The organism is Alkalihalobacterium sp. APHAB7 (genome assembly GCF_048323755.1).
Taxonomy (GTDB): domain Bacteria; phylum Bacillota; class Bacilli; order Bacillales; family Bacillaceae_F; genus Alkalihalobacterium.
Genome location: NZ_JBLWFS010000004.1, coordinates 12,941 through 28,503, shown reverse-complemented (window position 1 = coordinate 28,503; position 15,563 = coordinate 12,941). Strand labels below are relative to the sequence as shown.

The window sequence follows — 15,563 nt, the reverse complement described above, 5'->3', positions numbered from 1 at the left end:
ATTTAACATGGCTAACTAAATAAAACCTTCAATTAGTTCTATTCATCATATATTTTGAGTAATGACTGTACAGCTAGTGTTGGTGAGGTTTCACCATTTATTAGCTGTTTTTCGATAGAGGGAAAGTTTTCTTTTACTTTTTCGTTTTGGTAGAAACGTGTTTTTAACTGATCCTCAATTAATGTCCTTACCCAATCTAGCATTTGTTTTTTCCGCCGCTCATCAAACACACCGGTGGATTTCGTTTCCTGCTCGTATCTTTGGATGACTTCCCATATATTGGGTACACCTTCACCTGTTAAAGCAGAGACTGTATAAGCTTGCGTTTCCCATCCTTTTGTTGCCGGTTGAAGAAAATGGAGTAACCGATTGTATTCCGCTCTGGCGTTTAAAGCAGCTTGCTTATTGCTTCCATCTGCTTTATTAATAAAAATGGCATCCGCAATTTCCATAACACCTTTCTTCATTCCCTGCAATTCATCACCAGCTCCGGTTAGCATAATCACAAGGAAGAAGTCTACCATTGAACGGACGGTGATTTCACTCTGTCCAACACCTACCGTTTCAACGATAATAACGTCATAACCCGCTGCTTCACAAATAAGTAAAGTTTCACGGCTTTTTCTAGCTACCCCGCCCAATGTTCCACCAGCAGGAGACGGACGGACGTACGCATTTTGATTTCTTGAGAGATTTTCCATTCGCGTTTTATCTCCTAGGATACTCCCCTTCGATAAACTACTAGATGGATCAACTGCTAATACGGCGACCTTATGGCCTTGGTCACATAACATTGTGCCAAATGCTTCGATGAGCGTACTTTTTCCTGCTCCAGGAACACCTGTAAATCCGATACGAATCGAGTTTCCCGTATACGGCATTAATTTCTTCAACACTTCTTGACCGAGTTGGATATGCTTATGTGAGTTACTTTCAACTAAAGTAATGGCTTGAGCTATAATCGCACGATTACCTGCTAGTACTCCTTCTACATAATCGTCAACAGAAAGCTGACGGCGACGAGGATACGTACTCCCAGCCACCGTTTTTTTATTGCTTGTCATACCGTCATGGCCACCTTCAGTTCCTTTCAGGTAGTGACTCGCATAACCTTCAGCTTGATCTGTTGCCCATTCGGGTCTAGATCTGTCGTCGTTACTCATTGCTATCCTCGTAACCAAGTCTACGATTTACTTCTACTAGTACTTTTTCAGCTGCAACTGGAATGACTGTTCCAGGTCCGAAAATAGCAGCAGCACCTTTTTCTTTTAAGTAATCGTAATCTTGGGCTGGAATAACCCCGCCAATTACTACTGCGATATCGCCGCGTCCTAGACGCTCTAACTCAGCAACTACTTGTGGTAAAAGTGTTTTATGACCAGCTGCTAACGAACTTACACCTAATACGTGAACGTCGTTTTCAACTGCTTGTAACGCTGCTTCTTCCGGCGTTTGGAATAACGGTCCGATATCAACATCAAAGCCTAAATCAGCAAATGCAGTTGAAATAACTTTAGCACCTCGGTCGTGTCCATCTTGGCCCATTTTAGCAACCATAATTCTCGGTCTGCGTCCTTCGCGCTCTTCAAACTCGTCCGTCATTTCACGAACGACTTTCACTTGTTCTGCATCTCCAAACTCTGAACTATATACCCCACTAATCGACCTAATCACCGCCTTATGTCTTCCTGCTACTTTTTCAATCGCATCAGAAATTTCACCTAAGCTAGCACGCACGCGAGCTGCTTCAACCGAAAGCTCTAGTAAGTTTCCTTTACCTGTTTCAGCTGCTTGAGTGATTGCATTTAAAGCCGCATCGACTTTCACTTGATCACGCTCAGCTCTTAATTTTTCCAGTCGACGAAGTTGCGCTTCTCTAACTGCCGTATTGTCAATATCAAGAATTTCAATTGGATCTTCTTTTTCTAGACGATACTTGTTCACACCGATTATGGACTCTTTACCCGAATCGATATGGGCTTGGCGTCTTGCCGCTGCTTCTTCAATACGCATTTTCGGAAGACCTGTTTCAATCGCTTTAGCCATCCCCCCAAGCTCTTCAACTTCTTGAATGTGAGCCCATGCTTTTTGAACGAGTTCAGCTGTTAACGATTCAACGTAATATGAACCACCCCAAGGATCTAATACATTCGTAATTCCTGTTTCATCTTGAAGGTAGAGTTGCGTATTACGAGCGATTCGAGCTGAAAAATCTGTTGGTAAGGCGATCGCTTCATCTAATGCATTGGTGTGTAAAGATTGTGTATGGCCTAATGCTGCAGCCATCGCTTCAATACAAGTTCGTGTTACGTTATTAAATGGATCTTGTTCCGTTAAGCTCCATCCTGATGTTTGTGAATGGGTACGGAGTGCTAATGCTTTCTCATTTTTCGGATTAAACTGTTTCATCAGTTTCGCCCAGATGAGTCGTCCTGCTCTCATCTTAGCTACTTCCATGTAATAGTTCATTCCGATCGCCCAGAAGAAGGATAAGCGTGGTGCGAATTTATCGACATCAATACCTGCTTTTAATCCCGTCTTAACGTATTCCAAACCGTCTGCTAGTGTATAGCCTAATTCGATATCAGCTGTAGCACCAGCTTCTTGCATGTGGTAACCCGAAATACTAATGCTATTGAATTTCGGCATATACTTGGACGTGTATTCAAAAATGTCTGCAATGATTTTCATTGACATTTCAGGACCGTAAATATACGTATTACGTACCATGTATTCTTTTAAAATATCATTTTGTATCGTTCCAGAAAGAAGTTCCTGCTTAACACCTTGCTCCTCAGCGGCAACGATATAGAAAGCCATAACAGGCAGAACGGCACCATTCATTGTCATCGATACAGACATTTGATCTAGTGGAATACCGTCAAATAAGATCTTCATATCTAAGATCGAGTCAACAGCAACCCCAGCTTTACCAACGTCACCAACAACACGGGGGTGATCCGAGTCGTAACCGCGGTGAGTGGCTAAGTCAAACGCTATGGATAGACCTTTTTGTCCCGCTGCTAGGTTACGTCTGTAAAACGCATTACTTTCTTCTGCAGTTGAAAATCCTGCATATTGACGAACGGTCCAAGGACGCGCTTTATACATCGCTGGATACGGTCCTCTAAAGAAAGGCGCGATCCCTGCTACATAGTCAAGGTGTTTCATCCCATCCGTATCCTCTTTTGTATAAAGAGGCTTCACATCGATTTTTTCTGTCGTGTGAAACGTTAATTCTTCTAATGAAGCATCTGCCGTCTGTTCTGCTTGCTTGCGCCAGTTGTCTAAATTAGAAGCAGGTTTATCTGCTGTAAAAGAAATATTCGTAAAATCTGGCTTCGTCATCCTTTAACAACTCCTTTCTCAACTTGAAGCTTATGTAAAACTTCATAACAGTTGGAACGAAGATGAACGAATTCGTCTACACCAGCATTATGATAATTCACTTCATCTTCCTCAGCCGGCTTACCAGCAATCATAACTGTAACCTCTTTGTTATCTTGTTTGATTGATTGAGCAATATCAGCAGCTTGCTCTTGATAGCTTTCATCTTTACCACAGATGACGACAACACTTGCCTTTGAGTCAACCGCTGCTTGAGCTGCTTCAGCACTTGTCATAAAGCCATTATTTCGGATCACTTCAAACCCGCCTATCTCAAAGAAACCTGCAGTAAAATCTGCACGAGCCTTATGGTTAGGGATTGGTCCAAGGTTTGCAAGGAATACTTTAATCGACTCACCTTGTTCTTTTGCATATAGTTCATTGGCTTGGCGAAGTTCTTCAAACAGTTCTGCACCTCTGCTAGCAACGATCGGTTCAATCACCAGACTTCTTTCTGTTTGACGTAAACCGCTTGCAAGATCAGCTACAGCTGCACCGTTAAGGGCATATTGAACAGCTTGATCAACTGTATTTGTTTCAGCTGTGAATTGAACAGGTACTACTGCAGCATTCAATTTTTCACTAACATATTGCTCGACCTGCTCTGTGTCATCTTCTGGTACGACATCAATTGCTTTTTCAGTCGTATTAGCATACATGTTTGTTCCAACAAAAATGTCTTTACGTTGTGCAATGTTATTTAGACGGCTCGCCTTCGTTTCTGCGACTTTCTGTTGCGGCATTCCAGCTTTTAATGCCTCGATAATCCCACCTGTTTGTTCAACTTGTTGGAAGAGTGCCCATGCTTTTTCTGCCAGCTCATTCGTTAGCACTTCAACGTACCAAGATCCGCCAGCTGGATCCGTCGTTTTTCCAATATGAGATTCTTCTTGTAGAATAATTGAGATATTACGAGCAATTCGACGAGAGAACGGTGTTGATTTTTGAATTGCTTCATCAAATGGACTAACGTGGATACTATTAGCACCGCCAACTGCAGCTGCAAATGCTTCTGAAGTCGTTCTAAGCATATTTACATACGGATCGTATTTTGTTTTCGTCCACGAGGATGTTCGTGCATGAATAGTAAGAGTTCCATCACTTTCATCCCCGCCGAATGCTGTTACAACTTGAGACCAAAGGATGCGCGCTGCTCTTAACTTACTAATTTCCATAAAATAATCAGAGCCAACTGAGAACACAAAGCGAATCGATTTCGCTGCATCCTTAACTGAAACCCCGCGAGAAGTAAGTGCCTGTAAGTACTCAACTCCTGTAGCTAAAGCAAATGCCAACTCTTCAACAGCACTGCTTCCACCATTATGATACGGCGTTCCTTCTACAAGTACAGTTTGAAGAGACGGTGCATTTTCAGTTGACCATTTCACTGTATCTGCCATCACGTTATAACACTCTTCTAATGTATACTCAATCGAACCATTTTCAACTAATTGTCCAACCGGATCCATTCCTACTACACCTTGTAGTTGTGGAACTTCGATATTGTTCTTTTTTGCTGCGGCTATAAGAACTGCTAGTACTGGTACCGAATTAGCTCCTGCGTGAATATGAACAGGAATATTCGCTAGATCGATGTCTTCAATTGCCGTTTGCATGTCTTCTGCATTAGTGACATTTAATCCTGAGTGACCGATCAATTGTTTAGCTTCTTCTAAGCTCAGCCCTTTTTTAGTAACCTCATCTAATACGATATTTAATGCTGTTTGACCACGCGATAAATCGTGTTTAGCCACAAGATTAAACTGTTTAGGTGTTGATGTTGTAAGCTCTTGACTTATTTCCCATGCTTTTTCTTTAGAAGGGACAGCCCCAGCTCCTCTTAAGAATGGACTTTGTCCAGGAAGTGAATCGATAAAAGGTAGATCTTGTGTATCTTTTTGCTGATACATCGGCTGCAAGGAAATTCCTTCATACGTTTTAGTTACTAATTTTTTTTCAAAAGAAGCACCTTTTAACGACTTTTCCGTTACTTGACGCCATTCATCATAGGATGGTACTGGAAATTCCCAAAATGGTTCTAATGCTTTTTTATCTTCCATAATAGTTGCGGTAAGCACTCCAAAGAATACTTACCGCTCTCTCCCTTCTTATTATGATACTATCATACGATTTACTCCGTCCGACCGAGTCGGCTCTCTCCACGTGTTCTATCTATTATATATAAACTACTTTAGGTCCCTCTCCTGCCCGCACTCTTTTTTTATAGCGGGATGTTTCCATGTTTTTTCTTCGGTAATGATTTCTTTTTATTTTTAAGCATATCTAATGCACTTGCTAAGCTCTTTCTCGTATCACGTGGGTCGATAACATCATCGACAATTCCGTTTGCCGCTGCAACATACGGATTCGCAAAACGCTCACGGTACTCTTGAATTTTTGCTGCTCTCGTTGCTTCTGGATCATCACTTTCACGAATTTCTTTCGAGAAAATAATATTTGCTGCACCTTCTGGACCCATTACCGCAATTTCAGCATTCGGCCAAGCAAATACTAGATCGGCTCCAATCGCTTTACTGTTCAGTGCAACATACGCACCACCAAAAGCTTTACGAAGAATGACTGTAATCTTTGGCACTGTTGCTTCGGAATAGGCGTATAAGATTTTTGCACCGTGACGAATAATTCCGCCGTGTTCTTGTTGTACACCTGGAATAAATCCACTAACATCTTCAAACGTAATGATCGGAATATTAAAGCAATCACAGAAACGAATGAAGCGTGAACATTTATCCGAAGAGTCGATGTCAAGTCCACCAGCCATCATTTTTGGATTGTTTGCTACAATACCTACTGTTTCACCGTTAATACGGCCAAAACCATTTACGATATTCTTCGCAAACTTAGGCTGGACTTCCATAAACTCACCATCATCAAGAATTAAAGTGAGAACCTTACGAACATCGTAAACCTTTGTCCCATCAACAGGAACAACTTCAAGTAATTCATCGATACGCTCATTTATAGCCTTCTTCTCTTTTGGCTCTACTACTGGTGGTTTTTGTTCGTTATTTGGTGGTAAATAACTAATTAACTTACGAACTTCTTGTAAAACTTCCTCTTCAGAAGCTGCAGTGAAGTGAGCATTACCACTTACTGAGGAATGAACACGAGCTCCCCCTAAATCTTCCGCATTAATTTTAGCTCCTGTTACACTCTCAATAACTTTTGGACCTGTAATAAACATTTGACTTGTTTTTTCTACCATGAACACAAAGTCCGTGATCGCAGGAGAATACACAGCTCCACCTGCACAAGGTCCCATAATGACTGAGATTTGTGGAATAACTCCAGAATAAATAGAGTTTCGGTAGAAGATATGTCCATATCCGTCCAGTGAAAGTACACCTTCCTGAATACGAGCCCCACCTGAGTCATTTAAACCGATAAACGGCGCACCGTTTTCAGCGGCTAAATCCATAACTTTTGCGATTTTTTGAGCATGCATTTCCCCTAATGCTCCGCCAAACACTGTAAAGTCTTGGGCAAATAAGAAAACGAGGCGACCATCTACTTTTCCGTACCCCGTTACAACACCTTCACCAGGTGCTTCGGTCATACCAAATTCAGCACTTCTTGTTTCAGTAAAAGGATTAATTTCTACAAATGTATCCTCATCAAGAAGAAGTTCGATACGCTCACGAGCCGTTAATTTACCTTTTGCGTGTTGGGCTTCTATTCGATTTTCACCACCACCAAGTTTAACCTTTTCGCGGCGTTCTTCCATAATATCGAGTTTATCAAACATATCCATCGTCTATTCCTCCATTCTGATCGGTATTTAAGTACTGCTATTACGCAAGTTTAACGAGGAATAAAGGTTGACCGTATTCAACTAATTGGCCGTTCTCTACTAAAACTTCAACAATTTCACCATTAACTTCTGCTTCTAGTTCGTTCATTAACTTCATTGCTTCAACGATACAAACAACACTTTCTTGTGTTACTTTATCACCAGCTTTTACATATGGGTCAGAGTCAGGTGATGGAGCAGAATAGAATGTTCCTACCATTGGTGAAGTAATCTTATGAAGGTTTGCGTCTTCTACAACTGGCACAGCTGCTTCTGGTTGTTTTTCTTCTTGAACTGGTGCTGCTGGCGCTGGTGCCGCTGCTGGTGCAGGCGTTGGTGCTGGTGCTGCTACTGGTGCTGCTGTTTCAGCAGGTGCTACGAATTCTGTTGTCGTACCACGTTTAATCGTAACTTCTTGTTTTCCTTCACCTTTAATTGTTAGTTCTGTAATAGTAGATTTGTCAACCGCACGGATAAGTTCTTTAAGATCAGTAATTTTAAACATGTAAAACACTCCTTAGTTTAGTTTGATTGATTTTTTAAGAAAAAGCGTTGATATTCTTGTTTCTCAAGCGCTTCTTTTGTAAGTATTGAATGCATAACAAAATCTGCATAAATGGAAGCTATTTCTTCTATTGAATATCGTCCATTTGATTTATACCATTTATAGGTCCAGTTAATCATTCCGAAAATCCCCATCGATGTAATTGGTACCGGAAGCTCTGGACGAAACTCCCCTTTGTCTATACCTTCTTGTACAACTGTGAACATCATTTCTTTATAACGATCACGTTTTTGTTTTATTGATTGAAAGTAATCTGGTGCTAAATATAAGCTTTCTTGATAAAAAACCGTAACGTGTGGCCTGTACATATCAAACATCATCACAAACGATTTAACAGTTTCATATAAAATTTCAGCTGGAGTATTAAAGGTTTGGTAGGCTTCTTCCGCTTTGTCTAATACATACGTGATAAATGAATCATGGATGGTATAGAGTAATTCGTCTTTTGATTTAAAATTGTGATAGAAACCACCCTTTGAAGTACCACTCGCTTTTGCAATTTTATCAACTGTAACTGCATGAAATCCATTTTCCTCAAATAAATGAAGCGCTGCTTCAGTTATTCGCTCCTTAGTTGATTGTGTCATTACTATTCACCTACCATTTCTGACGGTCGACTTAGAAACCAATATTAAACTTTATTTTTTTCTAAGAACTTTGTATCAAAGTTACCAGAAATAAAGTCTGGGTGTTCTAAAAGTCGAAGGTGGAACGGTATCGTCGTTTCAACACCATCTATAACGAATTCATTAAGTGCTCGTTTCATTCTCGCAATAGCTTCTTCACGATCTCTACCATGAACGATTAACTTTGCAATCATTGAATCATAGAATGGTGTAATCGTATAGCCCGGATATACAGCACTATCAACTCGAACGCCTAATCCACCTGGTGGTAAATACATCTCAATCTTTCCTGGTGATGGCATAAAGTTTTTATCTGGATTTTCCGCATTAATACGACATTCAATTGACCATCCATCAATTTGGATGTCTTCTTGAGTAAATGAAAGTTTAACACCACTCGCTACTAATATTTGTTCCTTTATTAAGTCTACCCCTGTTACTAATTCAGATACAGGATGTTCAACTTGAATACGAGTATTCATTTCCATGAAATAAAAGTTTTTATGTTTATCTAATAAAAATTCTACCGTACCAGCTCCGCAGTAACTAACAGCTTGAGCTGCTTTTAAAGCGGCCTCACCCATTTTTGTGCGTAGTTCTTCATCAAGTGCTGGTGATGGTGCTTCTTCAATTAATTTTTGGTGTCGACGTTGAATAGAGCAATCTCTCTCTCCTAGATGGACAACATTTCCGAAACTATCACCAATAATTTGAATTTCAACGTGGCGCGGTTCTTCAACAAATTTTTCTAAATAAACACCAGGGTTACCGAAAGCGGTTTCAGCTTCTTGCTGAGCCATTGAAATTGCCTTTTTTAAATCAGCCTCAGTCTGAGCTACACGCATTCCTTTACCACCACCGCCTGCTGTTGCTTTAACCATAACAGGGAAGCCGATATCTCTAGCAGTAACGAGTGCATCTTCAATATCCTCAATAATTCCATCCGTACCAGGTACGATTGGAACACCTGCTGCTTGCATCGTATCACGAGCAACTGCTTTTGCTCCCATTTTATTGATCGCTTCTGGTGAAGGACCGATAAATGTAATATTATGCTCCGCACATTTCTCAGCAAAATCTGCATTTTCAGCTAAAAACCCGTAGCCTGGGTGGATAGCATCTGCTCCAGTACTCACTGCAACACTTAATATATTAATCATATTTAAGTAACTCTTACTTGAAAGGTGTGGTCCAATGCAATATGCTTCATCTGCTAAGTGAACATGTAATGCTTCTTTGTCTGCTTCTGAATAAACAGCTACTGTCTCTATACCTAATTCTCTACAAGCACGGATAACTCGGACAGCGATCTCTCCTCGGTTGGCAATCAATACCTTTTTAAACATTCTCTCACCCTTTTTCCGCTTATACAGCCTTCTTTTTTATCAAGACCGACTAGTCAGTCTGTATACCTGAATTTTATGAAAATTAACGAGAATTGTCAAGGTATTGTTTGAAACTAGTCTTTAACTCACTATTGTTAACAAGCAATAGTTATATAGTTAACGATTCGTTTTATGATCAAGTTAGGTACACGAAATTTTAATATTTATAAACTACTAAGCAATTATTAGTTAACATTGTTTTTTGTTTTCACTCATTTTGCATTAAATTTTTTTTATTTAATGTCTCTTTTTACAAAGATTGTTGCTCCGTGCTTTTGGACCGTAAGTCAAGCGAATGCTTGGCTCTTCACGCTATGCGTGAAGCTTTTGAAAATAAAATAACAAAGTTTTCGAAGACAGTCTATTTTATAGTCGACATAGAAAAAAGATTCCCCGAAAAATCTTCGGGAAATCTTAATCTATTTTTTGTATCTATTCATGTTCGGGTGTTTTACTTGCATATAACCTATTAATTGATTTTAAACTGTTTCATTAAATCTTGTAACTCCTCTGCTAGATTAGCTAAGCTTTGTGCATCCACTGCAATCTTTCTTGCTGATTCCGCTTGCTCGTAACTCGTGGCACTTACTTCCTCTGCACCTGCTGAAGCTTGCTCGGTAACAGCAGATATGCTTTCCATATCTTGTCCAATTTCTTGGCCAATCGTTGTTAATTGTTGAACAGCATCGTGAATTTGTGTGTTTTTAGATAATACACTCTCAACATAGGTCGCGATCTCTCGAAATGCATCACCGGCTTCTTGTACTGTTTTCTTGCCGTCTTGTACGACATTAGATCCACCTTCAATCGCTTGAACCGCACGGGAGCTTTCTTCTTGAGTTTCATGAATTAACGTTGCAATTTTTGTTGCAGACTCATTTGTTTCCTTTGCGAGTTTTCTTACTTCATTGGCAACTACCGCAAATCCTTTACCTTGTTCACCAGCTCTAGCTGCTTCAATGGAGGCATTGAGCGCTAATAAGTTCGTTTGTTCCGCAATGTTTGTAATTATTTCAATAATATTACCAATCTCTCTAGATTGTTGATCGAGTTTTCTAATGATCATTTTTGCTTGATCTACTGATTGATGAATATCATTCATACTGACAATCGCAGCTTCTGCTGATCCCTGTCCTTTAAAAGCAACATCTTTACTTTGAGACGATGTTGCAATGACATCATCCGTATAGCATGCAATTTTATTAACCGTATTTAGCATCGTATTCATTCGATCTGTAGTGTTCGTAACTGAATCTGCAATATCTGTCGTACCAGATGCTAATTCATTAATCGTTACTGCCACTTGTTCGGCTGAACTTTTCGTTTCTTCACTTGAAATAAGCATTACATCTGATGACGTCTTTACTGTTGTAGATACTTTTTCAATTCTTAATAATAATTCCTGGATTTTTTTGATCATGGCATTAAAGTTGGAGCCGAGAGTACCAACCTCATCATTTGACTCATATTCTGAAGCAATCGTTAAATCTCCTTGTGCAACCTTTGTTGTTAGTTCACTTAGTCTCTGAATAGGTGTGACTAACTTTCTTGCAAAGATAATAATAATGATAAACGTAAAGCCTAGTACGACTGCTGTAGTCACAAAAGATAACATAGCTAAATAAGATAGATTACTTGTAATTTCTTCGACCGGGGCGGAAATGATTAAACCCATTTGTGTAGCTGGAATTAAAGTATAGTAGGCAAAACTATCCAGCCCATTATCTACAAACTGATCCGCTCCAGTTTCACCTCGCAATGTGGATGAAACAATACTAGCTAATTGTTCATTGTCTGTTTCTAATAAATTTACTTCCCCAATATAGTCTTGATTAGGATGAGCGATGATTGTTCCTAAGTGGTTAACAAGAAACGCATACCCCTTTTCACCTATTTGTAATTCTGATACTAATTGCACAATTTCTCCGATTGGGATTGTTGCTATAATTACGCCAATATTTTTTTGACCATTATGAACAGGAACTGCAATGGCTACTACTTGTTCACCACTTGCCCTTGATACGATTGGCTCTGAAACAGCAGTTTCATTGGTTTCCAATACTTGAATAAAATAATCACGATTTGATACGTCAGCTTCCGTTCGACCTTGTGAAATTGCATTTCCTTTCAGGTCTGAATATAATATCATTTCATAATCACTGGTTCGATTAAACTCTGAAATAATATAGTTCACAATATCTTCCCTGTCATTAGACTTTAATGTCTCCGTGTTAGCCATTACTTCAACTTGTCTAATACGCTGTTCAAAGTAATGGTTAATGTATCGTTGCGCGTTTTCTAAACTAATCTCTGATTTTTCAGTAAATTCAACTTCTAAAAAATCTTTCGCCTTATCCTGATTGATGTAGGCTACGACAATTAATGCAACTGCAACGATTGGTAGCATGACGAATAATAATTTCATTTTTAAACTTTTCATGATATTCCCCCCACCCATTTCTATATAATCTCTCTTTTGCGCTGTAACTCATTAGTTATGATTCCCTAATACTGATCAGCGCCTCGAAAATGAAGCGATTTCAAGAATGTTAGTTATTTTTTCGTGACTATAAACACAAGTCATTATACCTAATAGAGAGTTACAGATGATTAACACTTAGTTTAAGCAACCTCCTATATATCCATGAAAAAACTTAACTTACCTCCTTATTCCTTTAATTTCGCTTCATTTATTCTACTATCGGTTATGTTTTAGTTATTTTCAATAGTTTTGTATGAAAAGTTAAAATTTTTAAACGATTTATATCCATTGAGACTTTATACCTATAAACACTAATGATATATTGAAATTATTTCTTACATGATCAATGAAAAAATCTGCTCTCTATCTAACCATTATCTTTCTGTTTCATCCAAAGTGCTCCTGTACAAAAAAAAGTGTTTTATTAACATAATTTATGTATTAACTTTATATTTTTATTTTTCCTTTTTTCATAATTTGTGTCGAATTTACATAAATTTAAACTGTAACCCCTTTCACCATTTCCTTTAATAGCTAATACATATATAGTACATATACTTATTAATGTCCTCTTGTGGTCTTTACTTGGAAATTGCTTCAAAAAAATGATCACATATATAGACTATTTCGACATGATATGCTAATAATAGTTAGAAAAAGGAAAAGGAATTAATTTATTTATGAATAATAAAGGAAAGGTGATGACTGTGGGCTATAATGCATTAAAAATGAAGAAGTTGTTGGAAGTTGATCGTTTTTTACATGGCACGTATGAAGATGTTAAAGAAAAAGTTGGTTGTGAAGATACTGCACTTGAGATGGTATTTCAAACTTATGTCATGAAAGAAAAAATCCTTCAAAATGCTTACGTTCATCTAACGTAATACGTGAGAATATTTAATGAACAACCTTAAGATCTATCTCTCAAATGATATACTGAAAGAATAAAGAAGCATCCTCCCTTTCCAAAAGGACAGGATGCTTCTAATTTTATAGCTAAGTTAAGTTAAGTTAAGTTAAGTTAAGTTAAGTTAAGTTAAGTTAATCATCGGCATTATATCAACAATTATATATAACAATATTTTTTACTAGTCGAACCTTGTAAATTATTTTTTGAACACAACAATTTGTTCTTCAATTACGTCTACTTTCACAGCCTTTACATCTTCTTCATCGATAATTAAATCGACAATTGGATCTTCAATTTTTTCTTGAATCGCTCTTCTCAAAGGACGCGCACCAAAGTTTGGATCGTATCCTTTTTCTACAAGCATTTCTTTTGCCTCGTTTTTGATTTCAATATTCAGTGATTGTTCTTCTGCTTTTCTAAACACATCTTCGAGCATTAAATCAACAATTTGCATCAGATGTTCTTTTTCTAGCTGATTAAAATGGACTGTTGAGTCAATTCGATTTAGAAACTCCGGTTTGAAGTACTGATCGAGTATCTTGGCATTACTTGTCATAATAATCACTGTATCTTTAAAGCTAATAGTGCGTCCGTGACTATCTGTAAGTCTTCCGTCTTCAAGAATTTGCAAGAAGAGGTGTTGAACTTCAGGATGTGCTTTTTCTATTTCGTCTAAGAGAACGATACTATAAGGATTTCTGCGAATTTGTTCCGTTAACTGTCCCGCTTCTTCATGCCCTACATAGCCAGGTGGTGAGCCAATCAATTTAGAAACGGTGTGTTTTTCCATATACTCGCTCATATCTAATCGAATAAGAGCGTCTCTATTTCCAAATAGTTCTTCAGCCAATACTTTTGTTAGTTCTGTTTTTCCTACCCCTGTTTGACCTACAAACATGAAAGAGGCAATCGGACGATTCGAACGACTAAAGCCTGCACGGTTTCTTCGGATCGCTTTCGCTACCGCTTCGACAGCCGCAGCTTGACCAATGACTTTATTTGCGAGTTGAACTTGTAAGTTTCTTAGCTTTTCTTGCTCACTTTGTTGTAATTTTCGAACAGGGATGCCCGTTTTCTTTTCAATTAAAAGTTGAATGTCCTCAACCGTTACCGCTGGGTCATTATTTTCTGCGTGTTTCAGCTTTTCTTCTAATTGTAGTTCTTCTTGACGTAATTTCGCGGCTGTTTCATAGTCTTCTTTTTCAGCAGCTTTTATTTTTTCCTTTTGAATAGCTTCTAACCTTGCTTCAATATTTGCTTGTTTATTGCTCGCATCTTTTAAATTGCATTTTGAACCTGCTTCATCCAGTAAATCGATGGCCTTATCTGGGAGCTGTCGATCTTGTATGAAACGATGTGAAAGTTCAACGCAAGTCTTAATAACTTCTTCAGGATATTTTACACCGTGGTAAGCTTCATATTTTGGCGCTAGTCCTTTCAATATCGTAATCGCATCATCTACAGACGATTCATTGACCTTAATCGGTTGAAAACGTCTTTCAAGTGCGCCATCCTTTTCAATATCGCGGTACTCTTTAAGAGTTGTTGCCCCTATGACTTGGATTTGCCCACGGGCTAACGCAGGTTTCAATATATTTCCTGCATCCATTGAACCTTCTGTTTTTCCTGCACCAACGAGCTGATGAATTTCATCAATAAAAAGTACAGTATTCTGGTTGGCTTCTAACTCAGCTAAGAGCTGCTTCATTCGTTCTTCAAACTGTCCTCGATATGAAGTTCCTGAAATAAGTGAAGCGACATCAAGTGAAATGATTTCTTTATTTCGTAATTTAGATGGAACATTTCCTTCAATAATTCTTAGGGCAAGACCTTCAGCAATTGCTGTTTTTCCGACTCCTGGCTCTCCGATAAGCACTGGGTTATTTTTATTACGACGATTTAAGATTTCTGTGACTTGTTCAATTTCATCATCGCGTCCAATTACCGGGTCGATCATCCCCGTTTTCGCAACCTCGGTTACGTTTCTTCCAAATTGTTTTAATACACTCGTTTTTTCAGGTTCGATATTGCATGACCCTGAAGAGCAGTCCTCACCGCTATTTTTTGCCTCGTAATCAAAGGTAGACGTTGAAAACATTGCACCTCTTTTAGCTTCCTTACGAATTTCCTCGTAGCAGTGAGAACATACCGTTAATTCTCTTCTTTGACCATTGACCTCTACTTGTAAAAAGACATTCGCTTCACGGCTTTGACACTTTGTACACTTCATTTTTTTCACTCCTTTTTTGGTCTAATTTGACTTTGACTAACTTTGACCTTTAATTATTTTTAATATATACCAAATGACTATAAATGGCAACTTATTTTTGACTAATTCTGACCTTTTATTTCATTTTTTTATTTTCAGAATTTTGTTACAATGTTTGTATACTCGTT

The 15,563-nt window shown here is 38.5% G+C and carries 10 protein-coding genes; 1 reads left to right on the top strand and 9 read right to left on the bottom strand.

The features are described 5' to 3' along the window. Positions 1 to 38: 38 nt before the first annotated feature. From meaB to ACNSTQ_RS05640, 8 genes are all read right to left on the bottom strand, one after another. Entirely contained in the window at positions 39 to 1,163 is a 1,125-nt protein-coding gene (gene meaB, locus ACNSTQ_RS05675) for a methylmalonyl Co-A mutase-associated GTPase MeaB (protein ID WP_418198876.1), read from the bottom strand. Next, positions 1,156 to 3,348, bottom strand: a complete 2,193-nt coding sequence (gene scpA, locus ACNSTQ_RS05670; RefSeq protein WP_418198875.1) for a methylmalonyl-CoA mutase — start codon at positions 3,346 to 3,348, stop codon at positions 1,156 to 1,158. The genes meaB and scpA overlap by 8 nt, the downstream gene beginning before the upstream one ends. Beyond that, positions 3,345 to 5,465 (bottom strand): methylmalonyl-CoA mutase family protein, encoded by a 2,121-nt coding sequence (locus ACNSTQ_RS05665; RefSeq protein WP_418198874.1) that lies wholly within the window; start codon positions 5,463 to 5,465, stop codon positions 3,345 to 3,347. The genes scpA and ACNSTQ_RS05665 overlap by 4 nt, the downstream gene beginning before the upstream one ends. Before the next feature lie 143 nt (positions 5,466 to 5,608). Continuing rightward, complete coding sequence (locus tag ACNSTQ_RS05660) at positions 5,609 to 7,153, bottom strand: acyl-CoA carboxylase subunit beta (protein WP_418199124.1); 1,545 nt, start codon at positions 7,151 to 7,153, stop codon at positions 5,609 to 5,611. A 46-nt stretch (positions 7,154 to 7,199) separates the two neighbouring features. Further along, positions 7,200 to 7,703 (bottom strand): acetyl-CoA carboxylase biotin carboxyl carrier protein, encoded by a 504-nt coding sequence (accB, locus tag ACNSTQ_RS05655; RefSeq protein WP_418198873.1) that lies wholly within the window; start codon positions 7,701 to 7,703, stop codon positions 7,200 to 7,202. Between the two features lie 17 nt (positions 7,704 to 7,720). Continuing rightward, on the bottom strand, positions 7,721 to 8,350 hold the full coding sequence (locus ACNSTQ_RS05650) for a TetR/AcrR family transcriptional regulator (protein ID WP_418198872.1): 630 nt from the start codon (positions 8,348 to 8,350) through the stop codon (positions 7,721 to 7,723). Between the two features lie 44 nt (positions 8,351 to 8,394). After that, positions 8,395 to 9,735 carry an acetyl-CoA carboxylase biotin carboxylase subunit gene (gene accC / locus ACNSTQ_RS05645; RefSeq protein ID WP_418198871.1) on the bottom strand — a complete coding sequence of 447 codons (1,341 nt, stop codon included), beginning with the start codon at positions 9,733 to 9,735 and terminating at the stop codon, positions 8,395 to 8,397. Between the two features lie 508 nt (positions 9,736 to 10,243). Continuing rightward, positions 10,244 to 12,214: a methyl-accepting chemotaxis protein gene (locus ACNSTQ_RS05640; RefSeq protein WP_418198870.1), complete on the bottom strand. Its 1,971-nt coding sequence runs from the start codon at positions 12,212 to 12,214 to the stop codon at positions 10,244 to 10,246. Positions 12,215 to 12,936: 722 nt separating this feature from the next. On the opposite strand from ACNSTQ_RS05640, the gene ACNSTQ_RS05635 reads away from it, so the two are divergent. Further along, complete coding sequence (locus tag ACNSTQ_RS05635; RefSeq protein WP_418198869.1) at positions 12,937 to 13,140, top strand: hypothetical protein; 204 nt, start codon at positions 12,937 to 12,939, stop codon at positions 13,138 to 13,140. A gap of 222 nt (positions 13,141 to 13,362) precedes the next feature. Here the strand turns inward: ACNSTQ_RS05635 and ACNSTQ_RS05630 are convergent, their stop codons facing one another. Further along, the gene (locus tag ACNSTQ_RS05630; RefSeq protein WP_418198868.1) at positions 13,363 to 15,396 is read right to left on the bottom strand and encodes an ATP-dependent Clp protease ATP-binding subunit; all 2,034 of its coding nucleotides are present in this window, start codon (positions 15,394 to 15,396) and stop codon (positions 13,363 to 13,365) included. Between the last annotated feature and the right edge of the window lie 167 nt (positions 15,397 to 15,563).

Excerpts from the sequence above, each read along its gene's own strand:
- meaB (WP_418198876.1), bottom strand. The coding sequence starts at position 1,163 with ATGAGTAACGACGACAGATCTAGACCCGAATGGGCAACAGATCAAGCT.
- scpA (WP_418198875.1), bottom strand. The coding sequence starts at position 3,348 with ATGACGAAGCCAGATTTTACGAATATTTCTTTTACAGCAGATAAACCT.
- ACNSTQ_RS05660 (WP_418199124.1), bottom strand. The coding sequence starts at position 7,153 with ATGTTTGATAAACTCGATATTATGGAAGAACGCCGCGAAAAGGTTAAA.
- accB (WP_418198873.1), bottom strand. The coding sequence starts at position 7,703 with ATGTTTAAAATTACTGATCTTAAAGAACTTATCCGTGCGGTTGACAAA.
- ACNSTQ_RS05650 (WP_418198872.1), bottom strand. The coding sequence starts at position 8,350 with ATGACACAATCAACTAAGGAGCGAATAACTGAAGCAGCGCTTCATTTA.
- accC (WP_418198871.1), bottom strand. The coding sequence starts at position 9,735 with ATGTTTAAAAAGGTATTGATTGCCAACCGAGGAGAGATCGCTGTCCGA.
- ACNSTQ_RS05640 (WP_418198870.1), bottom strand. The coding sequence starts at position 12,214 with ATGAAAAGTTTAAAAATGAAATTATTATTCGTCATGCTACCAATCGTT.
- ACNSTQ_RS05635 (WP_418198869.1), top strand. The coding sequence starts at position 12,937 with ATGAATAATAAAGGAAAGGTGATGACTGTGGGCTATAATGCATTAAAA.
- ACNSTQ_RS05630 (WP_418198868.1), bottom strand. The coding sequence starts at position 15,396 with ATGAAGTGTACAAAGTGTCAAAGCCGTGAAGCGAATGTCTTTTTACAA.